Genomic DNA, 21,200 nt, shown 5'->3' with positions numbered 1-21,200 from the left:
TTCCTGCTATCTATACTCACATATGGGCACTTACCTACATATCATGCTTGTAGAGTGACTTCTAGGAGGTGTTATATAGTGAAAAAATTAATAGCTGTTTTTTGCATCATCTTACTAACTGTTTTCACTTTTGCTGCTTGTAGTAGTAAAAAAGAAGGGCCAAAAGATCAAACTCAAAACATTCGCGTCGGCGAAGTTACCCATTCTCTTTTCTATGCACCGTTATATGTTGGGATTGGAAAAGGTTTTTTTAAAGATGAAGGACTAAATATTGACCTACAAACAACAGCTGGTGGAGATAAGACGATGACCGCCCTATTATCTGGTGGAATTGATATTGCTCTTGTCGGTTCTGAAACGTCTATTTACGTTCATCAACAAGGAGCAAAAGATCCTGTTATTAACTTCGCACAGCTTACACAAACAGATGGGACATTTTTAGTTTCACGTAAAAAGCTAGATTCTTTTAATTGGAATGACGTAAAAGGTGTTACGTTTTTAGGTCAGCGTAAAGGCGGCATGCCGCAAATGGTTGGAGAATACGTTTTAAAGAAAAATGGCATTGATCCTCACAAAGATACGAACTTAATTCAAAACATCGAGTTTGCTAATATTGCAAATGCCTACGCATCTGGTACGGGAGAATTTGTACAGCTCTTTGAACCGACTGCAAGTATATTCGAAAAAGAAGGTAAAGGTTATATCGTCGCTTCGTTCGGAAATGAATCTGGTACTGTTCCTTATACATCGTTCATGGCAAGAGAAAGTTTCTTAAAGAAAGATAAAGTTGCTGCTGAAAAGTTCACACGTGCGCTCTATAAAGCGCAGCAATGGGTTGATACACATAGTCCCGAAGAGATCGCTAATGCCGTTTCTCCGTTATTTAAAGACACTTCAAAAGACATTACAGTAAAAGTAATTGAACGGTATAAAAAGCAACATTCTTATGCGACAAATCCGCTATTAGATGCGGAAGAATGGAAACAGCTCCAAACTATTATGAAAGACGCTGGTGAATTACAAAAAGAAGTCCCACATGAAGCGCTCGTCAATACGAAAATTGCCGAAAGCGTTATTAAGAAATAGAGGCGAAGTGGATGAGTTTTTTACAAATACGTAACGTTTCTCACTGCTTTTTCGCAAAAGAGAATGCCAAACTGATTCTCGAAGATATGAGTTTACAAGTGGAAGAAGGAGAATTTATTTCTATACTCGGTCCAAGTGGTTGCGGGAAAACAACGCTTCTCTCGATTATCGCCGGTCTACTTGATCCAATTGAAGGCATCGTATTTTTAGATGGTGAACCAATTACAACAAAAAGTCCATCTATGGGTTATATGCTCCAGCAAGATTACTTGTTTCCGTGGAAAACAATTGAAGAAAATATTATGCTTGGACTTCATATTCGAAAGATTTATGATGAACGAACGAAAGAACATACTTTAAAGCTTTTAAAACAAGTCGGTTTGCATGATGTAGAACAGCAATATCCTCGTGAATTGTCCGGTGGTATGCGTCAACGCGCTGCACTCGTTCGAACATTAGCGACTGATCCAAAAATTTTATTGTTAGATGAACCATTCTCCGCTCTCGATTATCAAACAAAGTTAAAACTAGAGGATCTCGTCTTCACATTATTACGTAACTTTAAAAAAACATCTTTACTCGTGACACATGATATTGAAGAAGCAATTGCGATGAGTGATCGTATTTATTTACTACAAGCGAATCCTGGGAAAATTGCAAAAACGTTCGTCGTCCCAGAAAGTATTCGCTCCTTATCACCGTTAGAATCGCGCCATCACTACGACTTCCCAGCCCTTTTCCAAGACATATGGAAGGAGCTGGAGCGCCTTGGATAATATAAAACAGCTACATGAACAATTTCGAAAGAAAGAACGCAGGCGTGCATGGATTGCTCGCTCGCTACAACTTTTATTGCTCATTCTTTTCTTTGCATTATGGGAAATAGCTAGCAAAAACGAATGGATTGATCCTTTACTCTTTAGCTCTCCGTCGAGTATTTGGGATCTCTTTCTTAGCAAGTGGATTGATGGTTCGCTTTGGATTCACATATGGACGACACTACTTGAAACAGGAGTAGGCTTCATTCTTGGAACAGTACTCGGCGCTATTATTGCCACGTTCCTTTGGTGGATACCACTTTTAGCTCGCGTTCTTGATCCATATCTCGTCGTCCTAAATGCAATGCCCAAAGTCGCACTCGGGCCTATTATCATTGTAATCTTCGGTCCTAATATTTCATCGTCTATTGCAATGGGCGTAATCATTTCCATCATCATTACCATTCTCGTTATTTACAGCGCATTTCAAGAAGTCGATTCTAACTATATAAAAGTAATGGACACATTTGGCGCAAATAAATGGCAATGCTATAAGCAAGTTATACTCCCCTCATCGTTCCCTGCAATTATTTCAACGCTAAAAGTGAACGTTGGATTATCATGGGTCGGTGTTATTTTCGGTGAGCTTCTCGTTTCTAAACAAGGGCTTGGCTACTTAATTAGCTATGGATTCCAAGTCTTTAACTTCACACTCGTCTTACTGAGTGTGCTACTCACATGTGTTCTCGCAACACTGATGTATGTATTTGTAGAAGCATTTGAAAAACTTCTAATCGGAAAACGAAAAAGAAGCTGACTCAAAACGATATGCTAGAGTCAGCTTCTTTCTTTTACCTTTTATCACACATTTTTGTTTCATTTGTAACATTTCCATCGGCAACCGTAACTGTATGGAAACAGTCTTTCACACGTACTGTAACGACATTATCTTTTCGATCTATTACATGATAATCGTTGAACTTTTTATTTAGTGCACTACGAATTTGCTCCCCTTCAAAAATCGGAAAACCGTGAGACATTACCCAAATGAGACCAGCAACAGCAAGAATCGTTTTCATACGTTTCATTACCTCCTCGAGAGTAAACTTATAGTCCCTACAACACGCGCATTATAATTGTGTCTAAATTGTGACATTTTTATACTAATTCTCTTTTATAGCACTAGTTCCTTCTTCTTTTTTAAAAAAGACAGAATTTTCAACTTTCTCAACATAAAAAACGTAAAGAACTAAAATTCTTCACGTTTTCTCTTGGCTAAAATATATCGGATACATAGCTCCCATTCATGTTCAATTGGTTACTCTATCGTTTTCGAAACATCATATAATCCAGCTAACACTTCCGCTCTCATTTTTACAAGCTCAGGGAACTGATAGAAAAACGCAATTTTTTTATATTTTAACTCCGTTCCTTCTTTCACCTTTTTTGAATCTTGTAAAATAAACGCTGTAAATGTATCTGAAATGTCTTCTGCTACATTTGTCGTCCCGTAAAGAGAAACAAACTCATTTTGTTTCTCTTTAAAAAATTCAATTTGAGCTTCTTCGCTTTCTTCCACTTTCTTTTCTGTCCACTCCTGCTCAATTGGTTTCCAGAACAAATTGTGGAATTGATTTATATAAGAGCTCTCCTTCGCACATCCTTCTTGCAAGAAAAGAGATTTACATTTATTTTGGTATGATGAAATATCTTTTTCTTCTTCAAAAGCCTTTAAGTATTTTTCATTTACTGATATTTGTTTATGCCCGAGTGTTAATACGTGTGCTGTCTCATGTATTAATGTTTTCATCACTTGATCAATATTTACTGCAGAATCAAGCGTATCTAAACTAAGGGTCCACTCTTTCGGATACTCTACATTCGGCATAACGTGGGCGACAATTCCATCGTAACCATCTGTTACCATGTCAAACTCTTTTATGTCAGTGCGATACTTAGCTGGAATAAGAGTGCTATACATCTCCCATAATGATTGATGATACGCTTTATCTTGACGTTGTTTTAGTATCTCTTCTTTCGCTTCTTTATCTTCTGCGAACGCCTTATTCAATCGTTTCCGATCTAGTTTATCGAAATACGGATCTACAATTTCATCACCATCAATATAATAAGAAGCTAAAAAGAAATAATTTTCATCATCCTCTTTTTTCATTTCCGCTTCTTTCATATCATTACTTGAATTTCCTTCTAAAACATAATCCTCTAGTACTTCAAGTTCTGAAAGTCCATCTATTTTTTTATATACTTTTTGAAGCGTCTTATCACCTATTTGTGCACATTCTTCTGTCGTTTTGCACACATCTTTTTTCTCTCTTTTTGAAGTTTGCTCCGACATATCACATCCAGCTACTAAGCCCGTTGAAATCATAAAACACACTAACTTGCCATACAGTTTTTTCATACGCCCCTCCATTATTCCATTCTACAAAAATATCATAATCATTTTTTAACGAATATGCGATAATTAATTATAAAAACTGTATGGAGGTTTCCCATGATTCGAGCAGTCTTATTTGACTTAGATGGAACACTATTAGATCGTCGCCAATCTCTAGAGCAATTTATTCGTGATCAATATAATCGTTTCACCTTTCATTTGATAAACATAGAAAAATTCGAGTATTGCTCTCGTTTTCTCGAGCTCGATAATAATGGTTACACGTGGAAAGATAAGGTATATTCCACTCTCCTTTGCGAATACAACATTACCACTTTAACGCCAGAGCAACTGTTGCACGACTACATTACAAACTTCCGACATCATTGTATTCCTTTCCCAAACATGCATGAACTACTTCAACAATTAAAACAGCGAAACATTAAAATTGGTATAATTACAAACGGCTTTACTGAATTTCAAATGAGCAATCTTCGAGCATTAAACATACATACGTATACAAATACAATTCTCGTTTCAGAAGCGGAAGGAATCAAAAAACCTCATCCTGAAATTTTCGAACGTGCTTTACAAAAGCTGAATGTAAAAGCCGAAGAATGTCTTTACGTTGGAGATCATCCAGAAAACGACGCGCTCGGTTCTGAACAAGTAGGAATTCTTGGCGTTTGGAAGAGAGATTTATTTTGGGGTGACTTCGAGCATTCACGTGTGATAGATGATTTATTAGATGTTCTTTCATTTTTAGAGGTAGAGATAAAAACAAGATAATAGTAAATAAATTATATAAGCGATTTACCGCCAAAAAGAGGATGCCGTTATTTAAAAACGCCTCCTCTTCCTTTATTGTTCATAAACTGTAAACTGCGGTTTACTCGGATGATCTTTTACTAGTGCATCATCTGGAAACTTTGAAACTTTTTGATATACAGCAATGTCACCAATACAACTTGCTGTTAGTAGAACACCTAAAAATGAAAGTGGCTCCAGATTCATGGCTAATCCTAATACAATTGGTAAAATTCCAGTCGGTAAAAATGGCAACATTAAAACTTTCTTCATTTGCTTTACTGTAATCACCTGTTTAGAATGAGCATATGCTACACCTAATTTCCAATTGACACCCCATGTTAGTTCACTCCACGGAACACCTCTGATATAACGAAACCCTATTAAATGTATCGCTTCATGAATACAAATGAGAACAATCATTCCAATAATTAAAAGAAACATAACGGGCAATGTAATTTCAACTTGAAACCCGCCTGAAAAAAGCGCATGTAAAAAACTAATTCCAATCGCTAGAGCGAATATTATAAAAAATGAATAGATATTTAATTTAACCATCGAAACAGTAACAGTCGTTTCTTTTCTTTTATCCATCTTCTCCTCCTAAAATGTAAATACACCTTTACAAAATTGTATAATATACCCAAATTATGCAAAGATATATTTACATTCTCGAACAAAAAAAGAAACCGGCCATTTTACTTCGTAAAACAGCCGATTTCTTCTATATGTTTCATCGTACGCGCTAATACATCGTCGCGCATAATAAAGCTAAATTTTCTATCAGTTTTAATGTTATCAGGAATGTCTTTTAATAAAACAGACCCTTTCGTTTCTTCGTAATGCGTATGTTCTTCTACCGCACTAATTGTTGCAAAATAAATGTTTTTAATGATTATTTTGTCTTTTCCAGATACTTTATATTGTCCTAAGTAAGTTAAATCCGAAACTATGCCGCCGGTTTCTTCATGAACTTCTCGAACCGCCGCTTCTTCCGGTGTTTCCCCTAGTTCTACTTTACCACCTGGAAATTCAAGACCGCGACGTAAATGATGCGTTAATAACCATTGATCCCCGTACCGGCATACAACCCAAACATGCTTTGGCTCAGGAGAAAATGGATAACGTTCAAACGATAATTGTACAGTGTTGTGGTAATAATCTTTAAATTTGTACATGCCATTACTCCCCTATTGATGGTTACAAGTTTTTCCTACCACAAATTGTAGCATATTCTCGCTTTTCTGCATAATATTATCCAATTACAATCCATTGATTATTCCCATTTGTGCGACTAATTCTTTCGTCTCATGATTTCCTAATTCGTAAATCATTTTATATGCTTTTTGTAGTTGTTCATCATATCGATCATTATTTGAATCGTGATGATATTCAACAAATGGAACGTGAGACCGTACAAATGAACCTAAATCCTCTACATATGCTTGATCAAAGTACGCTCTTAACTCCGTAATTTCCTCATCATTTGCGTAAACTTCAAAATTGTACGTATCTGCCGTCTTCACTTGTGAAATTTGACCATTACCTATTGATATATAATATGTTTTTTTCTTCTCCATGTAACACCCTTCTTTCATCCTTTTAGTTTCTATTGTTTTCATCAATTACAAAATTATGTAAAATAAAGAAAAGGAGGGATTTCATGTTCAAAATATTAATTATCGGTATCATAATCGTCCTAGTCATACTAGTACTCTCCGTCATGACGATTAATAAAGGCTATGCATACAAACATTCCGTTGATAAACCAGAAGATAATCCTTTTACAAAAAATAATAAGGAGGATTCATAATATGCTTCGTGTACTTCGCATTGCAATCGCACTCACTGTGATCATAATGTCGATAATCGGGCTCTATACAGGTCAAAATAACTTTCTACCACTTTCACAATTTTTATTAGGAGCTCTCATGTTCCTCATTGCAATGGAACAAATAAAAAAGAAGGATTCAGGAACAGGATTCATTTGTATTGTTGCCGGTGCTTTCATTTGGATTGTTCTTATCATTAGCTATATAAAATAAAGGGGATACATGTATGCTAAAAGGATTGCGAATTACTTTTTCACTTATTGCTTTATGTATAGCAATCTATAGTTTCTTTACTAGTAATAGAGAAATTATGCCTTATATGTTCATCTTTTTAGGGATGATGGCTTTCGCTATTAGTATAGAGGAAATCTTAAAACAGCAAAAAGGTGGTAGTATACTTGCTCTGTTAGCAGGAGCTAGTGCTTTATTTCTTGGCTTCTCAGAAATATTTCGATAAATAGTCTCTTTAAAGGAGGTATACAATGCTAACTGGATTACGCTATTTTTTCATGCTTCTCACACTCTCTCTTTGCACTTATTCTCTTGCTACCGACAACTTCACACTTCTCCCATACATGCAATTTGCTCTCAGTTGTTTCTTTATTCTTCTAGGAATTAATGAACTGAAATCCGGAAGAAAATCAATGGGTATCTCGCATTTTTTCGTTTCTAGTCTTATGCTCTTCATTGTAATATCGAATTACTTTCACTAAAGATAACATGTAATTTCCAATCACCTACTGCCTTTCATTTCTTAAAAATGCTCATAAGTGAAACTCGTTGTTTTTCTATACAACCTTTACTTTTCTCTTTTACAAATAAAAAAACTGCCTTTTCACAGGCAGTTTTTCTTTATCCAAATACTTTTTCAAGTTCGTCTTTATCTTGGCTTAACCAGAAGTTCATTAAGCGTTGTGCTCCTTCTAAATCGTGAAGCTTCGCTTGGCCACATTGTGTTTCGTTTGCAGCTGGAATTTCTGTAATTTGAACCGCATCTTTTAATGTTAGTTCTAATAAATCAATGATTTCACGAACTGTTGGTGTTCCGCTTACAACAAGATAATATCCTGTTTGACAACCCATTGGTGAAATATCGATAATATCAAAATGCGGATAACGATCAATATATTTACGTAAATTAAATGCTAATAAATGCTCTAACGTATGAATAACATCTGGTTTCATTGCTTGTTTATTCGGTTGGCAAAAACGAATATCGAATTTATTTACAATACCGTCACTACCTACGTTGTGAACTCCGCAATGTCTTACATAAGGTGCCTTTACAATCGTATGATCTAATTCAAAGCTTTCTACTGATGGCATACAACATCTCTCCCGCTTTTAATTTAATTCCGTTATATCCAATATGATATAACGGAAATGCACATTAGTAAAGTATTATGTACAGTCGTGCTATAATACTTTAAGAATATGCTGAAAAGGAGACCATTATGAAACAGATTTTCATTGGAATTATACGCTTTTATCAAAAATTCATTTCTCCGGTGACGCCGCCAACGTGCCGCTTTTATCCGACTTGTTCTCATTACGGATTAGAGGCGTTTCAAAAACATGGCGCACTCAAAGGCTTTTGGCTTACTTGTACGCGTATATTAAAATGTCACCCTTTCCATCCGGGAGGATTTGATCCTGTCCCAGATAAAAAGGATGACAAAGTAAATTCTTAATTGTCGTAACCATTCACAACTAAATCTAATTTTCCTGTATCAGGATCTATAACAAGACCATGAACAGGTACTTCTTCTGGAAGTAATGGATGGTTGCGAAGTATTGATACACTATGTTCTACACTTTCTTCTACACTAGAGAACCCTTGTAGGAATCTTTCTAAATCGATTCCAGAATAACGAAGTGTATCTAATTTCTCATTTGTTATACCGCGCTCTTTCATCTTCTCAATTGTACTGCTTGCTTGAATTTTTGCCATACCACAATCATGATGACCAACTACACAAACTTCATCGGCACCAAGTTCATATACAGCAACTAAAATACTACGCATAATACTTCCGAATGGATGGGAAATAACAGCGCCTGCTACTTTAATAATTTTCACATCACCGTTACGCATATTCATCGCTTTCGGTAATAATTCAACAAGACGAGTATCCATACAAGAGATAATTACCATTTTTTTATTTGGAAATTTTCCTGTTTCATACTCTTCGTATTTTTTCTCTTCAACAAATTTTTCATTGTATTGTAAAATCTCTTCTAATGACTTCATAGTACAGAACCCTCTTTTCTCTCATTTACATTACATATGTAGTGTACCAAAATTTGAAAAACTCAAAAAGGATATTGCTTTATAGTAAAAATGAGATATTTTCAGATAACCGACATAATTCTTTCAAAATATACACACACCTTTGTAACAAGTCTCACATACTTTAAACGTATTTTCACTATAAACTGATTGTAGATAATGTAAAAAAGGAGTGAATATTTATTATGTCCGACGTTCTGTTACTAAGTCGTTTTCAATTTGCAATTACTATTTTTTATCACTTTTTATTTGTACCTTTAACAATCGGACTTGTTATTTTAGTAGCATGTATGGAAACTCAATACGCCCGCACATTGAATCCAACATACCGCAAAATGGCAAATTTCTGGGGTAAATTATTTACAATTAACTTCGTAATGGGGATTATAACCGGGATTACGATGGAATTCCAGTTTGGAACAAACTGGTCTGAGTACTCCAAATATATGGGAGATATTTTCGGATCCCCTCTCGCAATTGAAGCACTCGTTGCCTTCTTCTTAGAATCTACGTTCATGGGAATATGGTTATTCGGTAAAGACAAAATTTCACCAAAGTTCCGTGCCTTCTGTATGTGGATGGTTGCACTTGGAACAAATATTTCCGCACTTTGGATTATTACAGCAAACGGCTTTATGCAAAATCCTGTTGGCTATGTAGTACGTAACGGCCGCGCTGAATTAAATGATTTCTGGGCACTTGTTACAAATCCATATGCTTGGAACATGTTCTTCCATACTGTAATTAGTTGTTATATCGTTGGTGCTTTCTTCGTTATGGCCATTAGTGCCTATCACTTGCTACGTAAAAATGAAGTGGAATTCTTCAAAAAATCATTTAAGTTTGGTTTAATGTTAGGCTTATTCGCCGCAACTATTACACCGTTTATGGGACATCAATCTGGTGTATCGGCAGCTAAACATCAACCTGCTAAAGGAGCTGCGATGGAAGCAGTTTGGGAAACTGGAAAAGGACAAGGTTTCTCAATCATTCAAATTCCTGATGTAAAAAATGAAAAGAACTTTGAACTACTTACAATTCCAAAACTCGGCAGTTTCTTCTATACAAACTCATTTGATGGAGAAATTGTTGGTTTAAAAGATATTCCGAAAGAAGATCGTCCAAACGTTAACCTCGTGTACTATAGCTTCCGCTTAATGGTCGCACTTGGCATGTTCTTTATGGCATTAACTTGGTTCGGCTTCTATTTAAACCGAAAAGGAAAACTAGAAAACTCAAAACGTTATTTAAAAATTACAATGTGGTCTGTCTTACTTCCGTACATTGCGATTAACGCTGGCTGGATTGTCGCTGAAGTAGGTCGTCAACCATGGACAGTTTATAAACTCATGCGTACAGCAGAATCTGTATCACCTATATCAGTTCCACAAATTTGGTTCTCATTAATTAGTTTAATATTGTTCTACACTTTACTTTTAATTGCAGACGTATACTTAATGCTGAAGTTCGCAAAAAAAGGACCATCTGCATTAGAAGAGCCTGCTACTGAAGGAGGTACAGCTCATGTCTCATGATATGCTTGCAATCATCTGGTTCGGTTTATGGGGCGTAATTTGGACAGTTTACTTCATTCTTGATGGCTACGCACTCGGTAACGGAATGATTTTCCCATTCGTTGCGAAAGACCGACAAGAACGAAATCAATTACAAGAAGCAATTGGACCATTTTGGGGTGGTAATGAAGTATGGTTAATTACAGCTGGTGGCGCAACATTTGCTGCCTTTCCAATCACATATGCAAATATGTTTAGTTACCTATACACACCACTATTTTTAGTATTACTTGCACTATTTGCTCGTGCTGCTGGACTTGAATTTATGCATAAAGATGATTCACCAATTTGGCAAAAAACTTGTAAATGGGCATTTACAATTGGTAGTTTCCTAATCGCTTTTTTATTCGGTGTTACATTCGCTAACCTATATTACGGACTACAAATCGGAAAAAATGGCTATGAAGGAAATTTACTTAGCTTACTAAACCATTACGGTATTTTAGGTGGTCTGTTCTTCACTGCTATATTCGTCGTATCTGGTGCTCTTTGGGTTATGATTAAAACGACTGGTGAAGTATCCGATCGTGCTTATAAAATCGCAAGACCATTTTCAATGGCAGCTGCTATCATTTTAGCTATCTTCTATGTAGCAACTGCAAATCGCACAAACTTATTCCAAAACTTTACGGAATATCCGGTACTATTTATTCTTCCAGTACTTGCAATGTTAATGAGTGTACTCGCACTTATTATGGTGTACAAACATAAAATCGGCCTCGCCTTTACATTTGTTTGCTTAACAATCGCAATGTTTATGACAACTGGCTTTGCAGGTATGTTCCCAAGAATGTTACCTTCTCGCATTAACGACGCCTATAGTACAACGTTATACAACGCAGCTGGTAGCCAATTAAACTTAAAAATTATGTTCTTCGTTGCAATAGTTATGGTACCAATTGTTATTGGCTATCAACTTTGGAGCTACAGTATTTTTAAAAATAAAATCCACAAAGACTCTGCTAAAGGATATCACTAAGATAAAAAGACACTTCGTTTGAAGTGTCTTTTTTACGTATGATTTTCGATAAAGTGAAACTATAATCAGTGGGGATTTTGTTCATCCCCACTGATTATTAGCCCACACCAATCGGACATTTCCGGGCAGTTGATTCCCTACCTAAATACTCAGCACAAGCCGATCTGTGAGGTGGGAGTCTTACTGCCCGTAAATAGCAGGATAAGATGTTATACTTTCAATCTAACAACTATGATACAGAAGAATCACAAACAGCTCACAACTAAATTGTATCATAGGGCAAATTCATCATTTTATGCAATTTTACATATTGCACTATAAGGTAAATTGTATCTCTTGGTCATTTACATCATTATCCCTTACATCTGCTGTACTAACCCCGCTAAATGTTCTCACATTTAATCCAGTGTTCGATGATCCCGATCCATTATAAGCTTTCGTCTTTTCAATCGGTTGCACGTTATATTTATCCCCTAAATTAATCGTCCCATTGCAGTTTTCAATAATAACACCTTCAACAACTGCCGGCATATTGTCACCTACTTTCATTTCCTTACTTTCATTTTATGAAAATCGCCTATAAAAATAGCATGTTTCAATAAGAAAAAGCACTCAAAATGAGTGCTTTTTCTCTAAGCATGAATGGCAAGTTTGGAGACAGTTGACTTCTTCAAAATTTTATTAGGGGTAATATTTTGAAAAAGAAAGCCTTTCATATTTAACTTAACACCACTGGAATATATAGTAAATTGATAATATTTATACGGAAGATTGCTAATGTTTAGTATAGATAGTTTCCACTATGTTAACAGTAAAAACTCATCTCCACTAAACAACAAAAAGTGCCCTCAAAGAAGACACTTTTCATAAACAGACACTATAAAACAGAATTATTTATCCCGCATTAACGGGCAGTAAGACCCCCACCTCAAAATTCAGCGAAAGAAAAAAAGTTAGGTGGGGGATCAACTGCCTGTAAATGCCCGATTGGTTCAACTAATAATCAGCTGAGGATGAATTCCCTACTGATTAAAGTTTCACTTTATTGTTATACGATTGTTAGATACAAAAAGTAGAGGGAAATGCTTGTACAAAATTCTGCTTTATAAAGTCTGTCTACAACTTATATTTTAATCCTCTTCATTTGAAAATAAATATAATATGCACAATTACATACAAAAAAGAAAAGACACTCTACCGAGTGCCCCTTCAACCATTTTACTTTTAATATATCGCCTTACATACATTTTAACATATGTATCTATATAATTTATTGAGAAAATTCAAAATCCTTTTTCTTTCATTTTCACTTATGAAATCATGTAATATAAAAGATATGTCAAATTCTTATACAAGTTGAGGTGTACTATATTTATGCTGTATTTTGGAATTATTCCTCTTATATTGTTTATTATTTTTCTTATCTCTTATTTAAAAGATCCGCGAAAAATCATAAACGGCTTTTTATTTAATGCCTTTATCTGTTTTTTCCTTCTTTTTTGCGTAATCGCATCTTTGAACTCAGATAGTGCTGTCTTGCGTTACATTATATTTTTACCTTTTTTAGCCCTCCTCATTATGCTTCCTTTCGGTATTATCGCTTTAATGTTTGGATTATTTCTTAATGCAAGAATTTTAATGAAGCGAGAAGGAAGACGGTTCACTAACTGTTTAACGCTCCTTGCTGCATTAGGGATGTTATTCTTTATGTTACTCCCTATTATAAATCCAGCAAGTTTGGTCTCATCACATTTAGAGCCTATTTTTGCAGGTATTTCTCTTATAAGCGTATATTTCTTTATACACTTATCTAACTTTTTAAGTGCTTATTTTCTATACCAATTCAACAGACCAAGACGTAATCAAGATTTCATCATCGTTCTCGGTAGTGGCTTAATTAATGATAAAGTACCACCTTTACTTGCAAGCCGCATTAATAAAGCTATCGACTTTTATTGGAAACAAGCAGCTGTGAATACACCACCAACAATTATTTTCTCTGGTGGACAAGGTCCAGATGAAGGGCTTCCTGAAGCAGAAGCGATGCAAAATTATGCGGTTGAAAAAGGAATTCCTCTTGAACATACAGTGCAAGAAAATCGTTCTGTAAACACATATCAAAATATGTCGTTCTCTAAAGAAATTATGGATTCTTTAAAACCTGAAGGTAAGTATAGAAGTATTTTTACAACGAATAATTTCCACCTTTTCCGCGCTGGTATATATGCAAGACAAGCTGGCCTGAATAGCCAAGGAATTGGATCAAAAACCGCATTTTATTACTGGCCTAATGCAATGATTCGTGAATATGTTGCGATTGTCGTAATGGGACGTAAACGTCATATGAAGTTTTGCGGAGCTATTTTAGGATTCGCTTTATTCGTGTCAGTACTTAGCTTTATATTTTCTTAATAGCATCCCATCCTTTGAAAGGATGGGATTTCTTATACTCATTTCAAAAATATTTTAAAGATAATATGGCGATAATATTCCCTCCATACATCCATTAAAGGAGAATTTTTTCAAATTAAATGTTAAAATGAAATTTAGGTGTGAATGATGTAACAAACAAGAAACTAGTTTGAAACGAGGAAATTATATGGAGAAAACTATCAAAAACAAGCCCAATAAGCTAAAAATCGCTTCAAAAGCTTTGATGATTATTATTGGGGCATTTATTACAGCGTACGGATTAGAAGCTGTCTTAATTCCAAATAACGTATCCGACGGTGGTGTAACTGGTTTAAGTATCGTTAGTTCAAGATTATTTGGATTGCCATTAGGGGCTCTAATCGCAGTTATTAACATTCCTTTCGTTTGGTTAGGATATAAGCAAATCGGTAAAAGCTTTGCAATTTATTCCATTATAGGGATTGCTTCATTAGCAATAGGTACCGTTGTCATGCACGGAATACCAACTATTATTGAGGGCGATACATTATTAGTTACAGTTGTTGGTGGTATTATTATCGGTTTTGGTATGGGACTAGCATTACGTAACGGCGGAGCATTAGATGGAATCGATATGCTAGCTGTATTACTTTCTCGCAAGTTACCTTTTGGAACGAGTGACCTTATTTTATTCTTAAACATGTTCGTGTTTATTTTCGTATCAACAGTATTCGGTCTTCAAGGAGCTATTCTTTCGGCAATTGCTTACTTTATTGCTTCGAAAGTGATTCATATCGTTGAAGTTGGTTTAAGTGGTTCGAAAACATTTAAAATTATCACAAAAGAGCCTGAATTAATGGTAGAAACAATTCGCGATCGTTTAGGCCGAAGCGCAACGTATAACGAAGTATACGGTGGTTATTCAAGAGAGAAATTCAAAGAAATTTCTTGTGTAATTAACCGTTTAGAAGAAAGTAAAATGAAAGATCTTATTAATGAAATCGATCCAAATGCCTTTATTACAGTTTATGACGTAGCAGAAGTAAAAGGCGGTAATTTCAAGAAACGTGATATTCATTAATCGTTATGAAAAACGAGGCTGTGCCAACATTTTGGCACAGCCTCGTTTTATTATTAAGTTGCTATCGTTGTCAATTTTTGTCGGTAAGTCGATATATTCCAATAAGCGCTGATATATTTTTACTTTCCCCCCTTATGCCTAAATCGTACCACCTGAAAGGAATTAATTTCCACGACATAAAAAAGACCAAAAAGCAATTTACACTTTTCGGTCTCTATACTATCTTCTCTTCGTAATTTTCCCAGAACCACCGACCCTCGTTTTCGGAGGAGATGTATTCCTTGGCGGGGTTTTAATAGATGATTTCGGCTTCACATCTGATCCGCTTGAACCACCTGGTGTTTTTGTAATTTTCCCTTTGCTTCCGGTAGAAGGTGGAGGCGTCGTATTATTTCCTTTTTCAGTAATACTTCCCTTATCACCTACTGATGACTTCGAATCTACATTATCGCCTCGCTTAATGATAGATCCTTTCCCCTCCTTCGTAATTGGAGGCGGGGTTTTCTTTTCTTCTTTCGTAGGTGGCCTTTCCGGAATAACTGGTTTATGATTTTGTCTGTCATTATATCCTCGATAATCACCAGATGATGATTTTTTTGAACCGAATATATCGTTTAATATACTCCCCATAATATACCCTTGCAAGAAGGATGGTTGGTAATTTTGACGGACAAACTCTTTATTACTTATTTCAATTAACGTATCAGACGGTTTCTCTTTATCCTTTTGCAGATTATAAATCTTATCAGAATAAACGAGGAACATTTGATTTTCGTCTTCTTTAGATGCTTGCTTCGGTTCTCTTTCATTAGTGAGTTCCTTTGCTACTTCAGGAACAGACCGATTGGCGGCCCTATACACGTAAGATTCTTGTTTACCTTCCTTTGCAACAGACTCGAGTGGATAACGGTCTTGAATCGACTTCGTCTGCCCGCCTTGACAGCCTGATAAAGCATAACCGGCAACAACAAGTAAAATAACGATAGCAAGTATAGGGATCACGAACGATTTAATCATGGTAAACAATCGGTTTGACATGATTACGCCCCCTTACGTTGCTCTTATAATTTGTACATCAGCAGGAATGATTGCTTCTCCCTCATACATCATTGTGCGACCATTTTGCCATTCAATACGTAATAATTTTCGGTTATCAGATTGAAATTCCCATACGTACTGTTCTTCTGAAGCAGCGAATGGTGTTTTCCCCATTACAACAACACGTCCGTTATATTGCTCTTCCATATGATACTCAGTATCATCCATTTCAATTGTCGTCGGGACTTCATCAATTGAATCTAAACGACCATCAATTGGTGTATATAATTTATAATACGTATTTTCACGATCTTCAATTTTCAAATAACGAATATCTTTCCCATCTTGCAGTGTTAAAACAATTTCCTTACGAGAATGCATGCTCGTTTTTCCAGTTAATTCGTACATAACTAATGAAACTTCAATCATATCGCCAGGAGCTAACGTTAAAAGACTCTTTTCCGGCTTCAGCGGCTCTGGACTTTTCATTATATTTTTAATTCGTTTAAATAAGCTCACAATCTACCCCTCCTTTTCTCTTTATAAACAAGCCCCTAAAATAAGTGCACCAACAATATGTAAGGATCCAGCTAACATCGCATGCGCAACGCTGCCTTCTTTCGTACCTTCTTCTAAATCTAAACCAGACATTTTCTTTAGCACAAATTCAATAAACATTTCTACCACTAATAAAATAACGAAAGAAACCGCTGAAGCAAGTAGTGCTTGCCATAAGTCATTTGCTTTCGTTATTGATTGAGATAAAATGTAACCTTGTGCGAATAATTTCATGACAAAACGAGTTGTTACAGCTGTATTCCCATTTTTTATTTCTTTTAAATCATTGTATTTTGTAAAAATTGAATCAACCCACATAATTGCAAATAAAAGTACTGCACTCGCTCCAGTCCATACGAGCATGGCTACTACATTCATCCATGTCATTGCAAAACCTCCTCTAAATATAAAATGAAACTTTAATCAGTCGGGCGTTTTCCATCCCCTACTGATTATTAGCTCCCACCAACCTTCTTGCTTTCACGAAATGTTGAGGCGGGAGTCTCACTGCCGACAAATAGCGGGGAATAGAAAACCGACATGAATTTGTTTAGACATGTCGGTTCATTTGTCTCTATTCTATATTATTTCTCATACTGCTTCATAATACGAGCTAATTCATCGTCAACAGCAGAATTTTTGTTTAAGCTTGCGAATTCATCATCTAATGACTTTTCTTTTTTGTAAACTTCACCGCTTGCTTCTGCTTCAGCTTCTAATTGAAGAGCTTTCTCTTCCATACGGCTTAAACCAGCTTTTGCTGAATTTGAATCAAACCCAGACATCGCCTGATTAATATTCTTTTGTGCTTTCGCTGCATTTACACGTGCTACAAGTGTTTCACGTTTATTTTTCAGCTCTGTTAATTGCTTACGCATTTCTTCTAACTTTGCACGAAGATTATCAGCAGCTGCTTTATTTTGCTCATAGCTTGCTTTATACTCATTCATTTTTTGCTCTGCATTTTGTTTTTCTTCTAGTGCACGGCGCGCAAGATCTAAGTTACTAGCTTGAACAGCCATATGAGCTTGCTCTTCACGTTTTTTCACAAGTGCTTCTTGCTCTTCAAATAATATTTTGAACTTTTTCTCAAGTGCAATTTGAGCTGCTACACTCTTCTCAGCTTCTTGTACATCCGCTTGCATATCGCGTAAATATTGATCCGTCATCTTAACTGGATCTTCCGCTTTTTCAATCATTGAATACACATTCGACATTGTTAAATCTCTTAATCGTTTAAATACAGACATCCAAATTCCTCCTATGATATACCTCATATTTCAAATTCACTACTTGGAAAACTGAAAAATCTTCCTTTACAGTAAAGAATATTCATTTTACAGCCTATGTGTTTATTATAACAAAACTAATATGTCCTTACATGTTATTTCCAAAATATAGCCAATATAATATGACATTCCAGATATAATATTGTTTTCCTAATATATTCTCATTAAAACCCTCTAAAATTGACTTATTTTTATTTACTTTCACTAAATTACATTATTGTAATGTTACTGTAAGCTAACTCGATAGTTACGTTCCGATATTTCTTATACACTAATACCAGAAGCAACAAACAAGCTTCTCAAACTGTAAGAACTAATACAAAAACTGTATTTACTATAAAACATATGACAAGGAGAAATCATCATGAAAAAATTAGTAGGAATCGGATTAGCAGCAGCAATTTCATTCGGAGCATTATCAGGTTGTTCTTTATTAGGAGAAAAGGCAAACGGCTTTGTATTGTACGGATCAGAAGAGCAAGTAACACAAATTGCAGATAAAAACAAAAAAGAAGTGAAAGAAAAAGACTTCTATAAAATGAAACTTACAACGTTAGAAGATAAAAAAGTTCTTGTAATGGATAAAAAAACTGGTGAAGAATTAGTGAAGAAAGAGTTACTTAGCAAAGTGGATGCAAAAGACGACACGAAACCACTTGATAAATTACCAGCTGTAACAACAGAACAAGGTGTATTATTCTCAAAAAACAAAATTGAAAATGCTACAATTGATGGCGCGAAATTAAAATATGAAGGCAACACAATTATCGGAAGTGGCCGTGCATACGCAGATATGTTCGCGATTGTTGATGATGCAACTTACAACAATGTAAAAGGTGAAGAAAAATCGGTGGGTGTATTAAAATTTGATAAGGACCCGAGTAAAGAATTCCCTGGCAAAAATGGTGTAGAAACATCACAACTTGTAAAAATTAAAAAGTAAGAAAAAAGCTTTGCGAGATTCGCAAAGCTTTTTTTCTACTTGTGAGCAATTTGCTCCATATCCGGACTACAGGTTTGCGACTGGCATGACTTATTTAAAGAACATGCTGCGCATTTTCCTTTTTTACTTCGCTTTGCGAAATTAACTAACGTATATGCTGCATAACCAAAAATGATAGCTCCAATTATAATATTGACCATCATCATACATCTCCTTTTAGAATCCGAGTAAAGATCCAACTTGGTATATAATAAGCGTTAATACATAAGCAACTACGAGCGGATAAACGACTGAGAAAATCGTCCATTTCGCTGATCCCGTTTCACGTTTAATAACAGCTACTGTCGCTAAGCATGGAACGTATAATAAAATAAAGAACATAAATGCATACGCTGATAATGCTGTATAATGTGCTCCCATTACGTTTCCAAGCACATCTTCTTTAACCGCATAAATAATCGCCATTGTAGAAACGACAACTTCTTTCGCTAAAAATCCTGTTAAAAGGGATGCTGCAGCTTGCCACGTTCCAAAGCCTAGCGGTGCAAATAGCGGTGCGATAAATCCACCAATCATCGCTAAGTAACTGTCTCCCATATCAACACCAAATCCTGATGGACCTGCATAATTTAATAGCCAAATGACAACCGAACCACCAAAGATGAATGTACCAGCTTTACGAACAAACCCTTTCCCTTTTTCCCATGTGCTAAGCCATAACGTTTTCGCTTGTGGCACGCGGTAAGGCGGTAGTTCAATGACGAAAATAGATTTTTCCGCTTTTAAAATAGTAAGAGACATTATTTTTGTAACTAATAACGCAAGGACAATCCCTGCAACGTATAAAGAGAACACAACAGTTGCCTGACTATGAGGGAAGAACACTCCCGCAAATAATGCATATACAGGTAAACGTGCTGAACAAGACATAAATGGTGTTACTAAAATTGTAAGTAAACGCTCTTTCTCCTGTTCAATCGTTCTCGCTGCCATAATACCTGGAACGTTACAGCCAAAACCGATAATCATCGGAATAAAAGCTTTACCGTTTAAGCCGAAGAACTCCATAATTCTATCCATTACAACTGCAATTCGCGCCATATATCCTGAGTCTTCTAATAATGAAATGAAAAAGAATAGTGCAAAGATTTGTGGAACGAATACTAACACAGCACCAACACCGGCAATAATACCTTCTGTAACGAGTGCTTGAATAAAATCAGAAGCTCCAATACTTGTAAGTCCAGCCGTCACCCAATCCGTAAGCTGCCCACCAAAAAACTCATCTAACATATCCGATAAAGGTGTACCAATCCAAGTAAACGTAACCTGAAAAATAAAAAACATAACTGCTAAAAAGATTGGAAGTCCTAAAATTTTATGTGTAATTAATCTATCAATTTTTTCTGAAAAAGGAATTTCCCCTTCTTTCTCATGCTTCATAACATTTGTTTTTAACTTTTCAATATACGCTTCACGAGTTTTGTAAATGTGCTCTTCTAACGTACAATCAAGTTTTCCTTCTAAGCGAGATCGAATGGCTATGAGTTCCTTATAAATTGGTAATGCTTTCATTTCTTTTTCTACTACTTCGTTATTGCTTAAAAATTGAAGTGCTAACCATCTCGGATGCTCATAATTTGCTGTCTCTAAAAGAGCTATTACTTCTCCGATTCCTTTATCCATTTGTACACCATATGAAATAAGGAATGGCTTTTTCTCGTTTTTGTCATTTTCTTTAAGAGTCGCAAGTAGTTCTTCACAGCCTTTTCCACTTCTTGCAACGACAGGAACGACTGTTACACCTAATAGTTCTGATAATCGTTTTACATCGATCACAATTCCTCTTTGCTTCGCCACATCAACCATATTTAAACCGATTGAAACTGGCTTGCCAAATTCGAGCAACTGCAACGTTAAATGCATATTTCGTTCAAACTGCGAGGAATCTACGATATTTAACATATGATTAAATTCTTCTGTTAATAGAAAGTTTGTTACAACACCTTCATCACGTGAAACTGGATTTAAATCATAAACGCCTGGTAAATCAATCAATGTGCCTTGCTTATCTTTTAATTTACCAACCTTCTTTTCTACTGTTACACCGCTCCAGTTTCCTACATATTCATAAGAACCAGTAAGTGCATTAAATAATGATGTCTTCCCTGTATTC

27 protein-coding genes are annotated in these 21,200 nt (G+C 35.6%); 13 read left to right on the top strand and 14 right to left on the bottom strand.

The window, feature by feature from the left end; all coding sequences use genetic code 11:
* Nucleotides 1-78: 78 nt before the first annotated feature.
* From JDS92_RS25535 to JDS92_RS25525, 3 genes are read left to right on the top strand one after another with little or no spacing between them, the layout of a single operon-like run.
* A complete protein-coding gene (locus JDS92_RS25535) occupies nucleotides 79-1,086 on the top strand; it encodes an ABC transporter substrate-binding protein (protein WP_199632710.1) in 1,008 nt (335 codons plus the stop codon).
* 11 nt (nucleotides 1,087-1,097) lie between these two features.
* Nucleotides 1,098-1,862, top strand: coding sequence for an ABC transporter ATP-binding protein (locus JDS92_RS25530; RefSeq protein WP_000009038.1), 765 nt, complete (start codon nucleotides 1,098-1,100; stop codon nucleotides 1,860-1,862).
* A complete protein-coding gene (locus JDS92_RS25525; RefSeq protein WP_000368773.1) occupies nucleotides 1,855-2,661 on the top strand; it encodes an ABC transporter permease in 807 nt (268 codons plus the stop codon). Before JDS92_RS25530 ends, JDS92_RS25525 begins: the two co-directional genes overlap by 8 nt.
* 34 nt (nucleotides 2,662-2,695) lie before the next feature.
* On the opposite strand, the gene JDS92_RS25520 is transcribed toward JDS92_RS25525, so the two are convergent.
* Both JDS92_RS25520 and JDS92_RS25515 read right to left on the bottom strand, forming a co-directional pair.
* Nucleotides 2,696-2,923, bottom strand: coding sequence for a hypothetical protein (locus JDS92_RS25520; RefSeq protein WP_000849116.1), 228 nt, complete (start codon nucleotides 2,921-2,923; stop codon nucleotides 2,696-2,698).
* Between the two features lie 239 nt (nucleotides 2,924-3,162).
* Nucleotides 3,163-4,266, bottom strand: coding sequence for a recombinase family protein (locus JDS92_RS25515; RefSeq protein WP_199632709.1), 1,104 nt, complete (start codon nucleotides 4,264-4,266; stop codon nucleotides 3,163-3,165).
* Between the two features lie 93 nt (nucleotides 4,267-4,359).
* On the opposite strand from JDS92_RS25515, the gene JDS92_RS25510 reads away from it, so the two are divergent.
* Nucleotides 4,360-5,031, top strand: a complete 672-nt coding sequence (locus tag JDS92_RS25510) for an HAD family hydrolase (protein WP_199632708.1) — start codon at nucleotides 4,360-4,362, stop codon at nucleotides 5,029-5,031.
* Nucleotides 5,032-5,103: 72 nt separating this feature from the next.
* Here JDS92_RS25510 and JDS92_RS25505 read toward each other — a convergent pair whose 3' ends face one another.
* The 3 genes from JDS92_RS25505 to JDS92_RS25495 all read right to left on the bottom strand — a co-directional run bounded on the left by JDS92_RS25505 (nucleotide 5,104) and on the right by JDS92_RS25495 (nucleotide 6,629).
* Nucleotides 5,104-5,643 carry a DUF3267 domain-containing protein gene (locus JDS92_RS25505; RefSeq protein WP_199632707.1) on the bottom strand — a complete coding sequence of 180 codons (540 nt, stop codon included), beginning with the start codon at nucleotides 5,641-5,643 and terminating at the stop codon, nucleotides 5,104-5,106.
* 104 nt (nucleotides 5,644-5,747) lie between these two features.
* Entirely contained in the window at nucleotides 5,748-6,227 is a 480-nt protein-coding gene (gene mutTA / locus JDS92_RS25500) for an antimutator 8-oxo-(dGTP/GTP)ase (protein ID WP_000276384.1), read from the bottom strand.
* Nucleotides 6,228-6,311: 84 nt separating this feature from the next.
* Nucleotides 6,312-6,629 carry a hypothetical protein gene (locus JDS92_RS25495; protein ID WP_000412304.1) on the bottom strand — a complete coding sequence of 106 codons (318 nt, stop codon included), beginning with the start codon at nucleotides 6,627-6,629 and terminating at the stop codon, nucleotides 6,312-6,314.
* An 83-nt stretch (nucleotides 6,630-6,712) separates the two neighbouring features.
* Here JDS92_RS25495 and ytzI point away from each other — a divergent pair, with 83 nt between their 5' ends.
* The 3 genes from ytzI to JDS92_RS25480 are packed head-to-tail and all read left to right on the top strand — an operon-like array spanning nucleotide 6,713 to nucleotide 7,338.
* Entirely contained in the window at nucleotides 6,713-6,862 is a 150-nt protein-coding gene (ytzI, locus tag JDS92_RS25490; protein WP_000472800.1) for a YtzI protein, read from the top strand.
* 1 nt (nucleotide 6,863) lies between these two features.
* Nucleotides 6,864-7,094: a DUF3953 domain-containing protein gene (locus JDS92_RS25485; RefSeq protein WP_000946673.1), complete on the top strand. Its 231-nt coding sequence runs from the start codon at nucleotides 6,864-6,866 to the stop codon at nucleotides 7,092-7,094.
* 13 nt (nucleotides 7,095-7,107) lie between these two features.
* Entirely contained in the window at nucleotides 7,108-7,338 is a 231-nt protein-coding gene (locus tag JDS92_RS25480) for a DUF3953 domain-containing protein (protein WP_000911974.1), read from the top strand.
* 395 nt (nucleotides 7,339-7,733) lie between these two features.
* Here the strand turns inward: JDS92_RS25480 and luxS are convergent, their stop codons facing one another.
* On the bottom strand, nucleotides 7,734-8,207 hold the full coding sequence (gene luxS, locus JDS92_RS25475) for an S-ribosylhomocysteine lyase LuxS (protein WP_001141371.1): 474 nt from the start codon (nucleotides 8,205-8,207) through the stop codon (nucleotides 7,734-7,736).
* 128 nt (nucleotides 8,208-8,335) lie between these two features.
* Between luxS and yidD the strand changes: the two genes are divergently transcribed.
* Nucleotides 8,336-8,572 carry a membrane protein insertion efficiency factor YidD gene (yidD, locus tag JDS92_RS25470; RefSeq protein ID WP_000809336.1) on the top strand — a complete coding sequence of 79 codons (237 nt, stop codon included), beginning with the start codon at nucleotides 8,336-8,338 and terminating at the stop codon, nucleotides 8,570-8,572.
* Here the strand turns inward: yidD and JDS92_RS25465 are convergent.
* Entirely contained in the window at nucleotides 8,569-9,132 is a 564-nt protein-coding gene (locus tag JDS92_RS25465) for a beta-class carbonic anhydrase (protein WP_000838168.1), read from the bottom strand. The genes yidD and JDS92_RS25465 overlap by 4 nt on opposite strands.
* Before the next feature lie 224 nt (nucleotides 9,133-9,356).
* Here JDS92_RS25465 and cydA point away from each other — a divergent pair, with 224 nt between their 5' ends.
* The gene (cydA, locus tag JDS92_RS25460; protein ID WP_098911435.1) at nucleotides 9,357-10,706 is read left to right on the top strand and encodes a cytochrome ubiquinol oxidase subunit I; all 1,350 of its coding nucleotides are present in this window, start codon (nucleotides 9,357-9,359) and stop codon (nucleotides 10,704-10,706) included.
* Nucleotides 10,696-11,724 carry a cytochrome d ubiquinol oxidase subunit II gene (cydB, locus tag JDS92_RS25455; protein ID WP_000017645.1) on the top strand — a complete coding sequence of 343 codons (1,029 nt, stop codon included), beginning with the start codon at nucleotides 10,696-10,698 and terminating at the stop codon, nucleotides 11,722-11,724. Before cydA ends, cydB begins: the two co-directional genes overlap by 11 nt.
* A gap of 315 nt (nucleotides 11,725-12,039) precedes the next feature.
* On the opposite strand, the gene JDS92_RS25450 is transcribed toward cydB, so the two are convergent.
* Entirely contained in the window at nucleotides 12,040-12,273 is a 234-nt protein-coding gene (locus tag JDS92_RS25450) for a spore germination protein (protein ID WP_142345854.1), read from the bottom strand.
* Between the two features lie 825 nt (nucleotides 12,274-13,098).
* Here JDS92_RS25450 and JDS92_RS25445 point away from each other — a divergent pair.
* Together JDS92_RS25445 and JDS92_RS25440 are read left to right on the top strand one after the other, a co-directional pair.
* Nucleotides 13,099-14,136: a YdcF family protein gene (locus tag JDS92_RS25445; RefSeq protein WP_000965207.1), complete on the top strand. Its 1,038-nt coding sequence runs from the start codon at nucleotides 13,099-13,101 to the stop codon at nucleotides 14,134-14,136.
* Between the two features lie 187 nt (nucleotides 14,137-14,323).
* Nucleotides 14,324-15,196 carry a YitT family protein gene (locus JDS92_RS25440; RefSeq protein WP_000415908.1) on the top strand — a complete coding sequence of 291 codons (873 nt, stop codon included), beginning with the start codon at nucleotides 14,324-14,326 and terminating at the stop codon, nucleotides 15,194-15,196.
* A 219-nt stretch (nucleotides 15,197-15,415) separates the two neighbouring features.
* Here the strand turns inward: JDS92_RS25440 and JDS92_RS25435 are convergent, their stop codons facing one another.
* The 4 genes from JDS92_RS25435 to JDS92_RS25420 all read right to left on the bottom strand — a co-directional run bounded on the left by JDS92_RS25435 (nucleotide 15,416) and on the right by JDS92_RS25420 (nucleotide 18,042).
* Nucleotides 15,416-16,234, bottom strand: a complete 819-nt coding sequence (locus JDS92_RS25435; RefSeq protein ID WP_199632706.1) for a DUF4247 domain-containing protein — start codon at nucleotides 16,232-16,234, stop codon at nucleotides 15,416-15,418.
* Nucleotides 16,235-16,246: 12 nt separating this feature from the next.
* Entirely contained in the window at nucleotides 16,247-16,753 is a 507-nt protein-coding gene (locus JDS92_RS25430) for a DUF4178 domain-containing protein (RefSeq protein WP_000051741.1), read from the bottom strand.
* A 21-nt stretch (nucleotides 16,754-16,774) separates the two neighbouring features.
* Nucleotides 16,775-17,179, bottom strand: a complete 405-nt coding sequence (locus tag JDS92_RS25425; RefSeq protein ID WP_000220091.1) for a DUF350 domain-containing protein — start codon at nucleotides 17,177-17,179, stop codon at nucleotides 16,775-16,777.
* A gap of 197 nt (nucleotides 17,180-17,376) precedes the next feature.
* Nucleotides 17,377-18,042, bottom strand: a complete 666-nt coding sequence (locus JDS92_RS25420; RefSeq protein ID WP_000110297.1) for a PspA/IM30 family protein — start codon at nucleotides 18,040-18,042, stop codon at nucleotides 17,377-17,379.
* Nucleotides 18,043-18,445: 403 nt separating this feature from the next.
* On the opposite strand from JDS92_RS25420, the gene JDS92_RS25415 reads away from it, so the two are divergent.
* A complete protein-coding gene (locus JDS92_RS25415) occupies nucleotides 18,446-19,024 on the top strand; it encodes a lipoprotein BA_5634 family protein (RefSeq protein ID WP_087970511.1) in 579 nt (192 codons plus the stop codon).
* Between the two features lie 35 nt (nucleotides 19,025-19,059).
* Here JDS92_RS25415 and JDS92_RS25410 read toward each other — a convergent pair whose 3' ends face one another.
* Nucleotides 19,060-19,227, bottom strand: a complete 168-nt coding sequence (locus JDS92_RS25410; RefSeq protein WP_000989587.1) for a FeoB-associated Cys-rich membrane protein — start codon at nucleotides 19,225-19,227, stop codon at nucleotides 19,060-19,062.
* A 13-nt stretch (nucleotides 19,228-19,240) separates the two neighbouring features.
* Nucleotides 19,241-21,200, bottom strand: a 1,960-nt coding sequence (feoB, locus tag JDS92_RS25405) for a ferrous iron transport protein B (protein ID WP_199632705.1), incomplete at its 5' end; no start/stop codon positions are given.

This window comes from Bacillus cereus group sp. N12, assembly GCF_016483575.1.
Classification (GTDB): Bacteria; Bacillota; Bacilli; order Bacillales; family Bacillaceae_G; genus Bacillus_A; species Bacillus_A toyonensis.
The sequence above is the reverse complement of the archived record's forward strand: the minus strand, read 5'-3'. Positions and strand labels throughout refer to the sequence as shown.